We start from the raw sequence: 1,033 nt of genomic DNA on the forward strand, positions 1-1,033 counted from the left end.
TCAGTGGTAGAACACCACCTTGCCAAGGTGGGGGTCGCGGGTTCGAATCCCGTCTTCCGCTCCAAAATTGCCGGGGTGGCGGAACTGGCAGACGCACAGGACTTAAAATCCTGCGGTAGGTGACTACCGTACCGGTTCGATTCCGGTCCTCGGCACCATTTAAAATCAAGATGCGCCCGTAGCTCAATTGGATAGAGCGTCTGACTACGGATCAGAAGGTTATGGGTTCGACTCCTGTCGGGCGCGCCATTAAATTTAATAGTACGGGAAATAGCTCAGCTTGGTAGAGCACTTGGTTTGGGACCAAGGGGTCGCAGGTTCGAATCCTGTTTTCCCGACCATTCTTACTAAAATCAATGGGGCCTTAGCTCAGCTGGGAGAGCGCCTGCTTTGCACGCAGGAGGTCAGCGGTTCGATCCCGCTAGGCTCCACCATTTAATTTAAATATGTAATTTGGCGGTGTAGCTCAGCTGGCTAGAGCGTACGGTTCATACCCGTAAGGTCGGGGGTTCGATCCCCTCCGCCGCTACCAAGATTATTAGGACCTTTAGCTCAGCTAGTTAGAGCAACGAGCAAGGCTCCGCTGAATATGCTACGAGTTGTACCCATCGAGCTGCTGCTTGAATATGCTTTTTGAGATGGGGACAGACGGCTTTTAACCATACAGGTTAAAGAATTTTATCTTGGACCTTTAGCTCAGCTGGTTAGAGCAGACGGCTCATAACCGTCCGGTCGTAGGTTCGAGTCCTACAAGGTCCACCATTAGTTTCATATTTTATGGAGGAATACCCAAGTTTGGCTGAAGGGATCGGTCTTGAAAACCGACAGGCGGGTTAAACCGCGCGGGGGTTCGAATCCCTCTTCCTCCGCCATAAATACATTTTATACTTTTTATTATCGCGGGGTGGAGCAACGAGCGTTGCTTCAATGAATAATCTGCGAGTTGTATCAATCGAGCTGCTGCTTGAATAAGCATTCTGAGATTGATACAGTCCTACGTTAGCTTTTTAGCATGACGTAAACTTTATACTTT

7 tRNA genes are annotated in these 1,033 nt (G+C 49.4%); all 7 read left to right on the forward strand.

Annotated features, from left to right (window positions below):
- Positions 1 to 69: 69 nt before the first annotated feature.
- The 7 genes from ACNQGS_RS28910 (at position 70) to ACNQGS_RS28940 (ending at position 872) form a co-directional block, all read left to right on the forward strand.
- Positions 70 to 158, forward strand: a tRNA-Leu gene (locus ACNQGS_RS28910).
- Between the two features lie 14 nt (positions 159 to 172).
- Positions 173 to 249 (forward strand) — tRNA-Arg (locus ACNQGS_RS28915).
- 15 nt (positions 250 to 264) lie between these two features.
- Positions 265 to 341 (forward strand) — tRNA-Pro (locus ACNQGS_RS28920).
- Between the two features lie 17 nt (positions 342 to 358).
- A tRNA-Ala gene (locus ACNQGS_RS28925) sits at positions 359 to 434 on the forward strand.
- A 21-nt stretch (positions 435 to 455) separates the two neighbouring features.
- A tRNA-Met gene (locus tag ACNQGS_RS28930) sits at positions 456 to 532 on the forward strand.
- A gap of 153 nt (positions 533 to 685) precedes the next feature.
- Positions 686 to 762, forward strand: a tRNA-Ile gene (locus ACNQGS_RS28935).
- Between the two features lie 17 nt (positions 763 to 779).
- Positions 780 to 872 (forward strand) — tRNA-Ser (locus ACNQGS_RS28940).
- Positions 873 to 1,033 lie beyond the last annotated feature (161 nt).

Source organism: Neobacillus sp. PVCKKU3 (assembly GCF_058323225.1).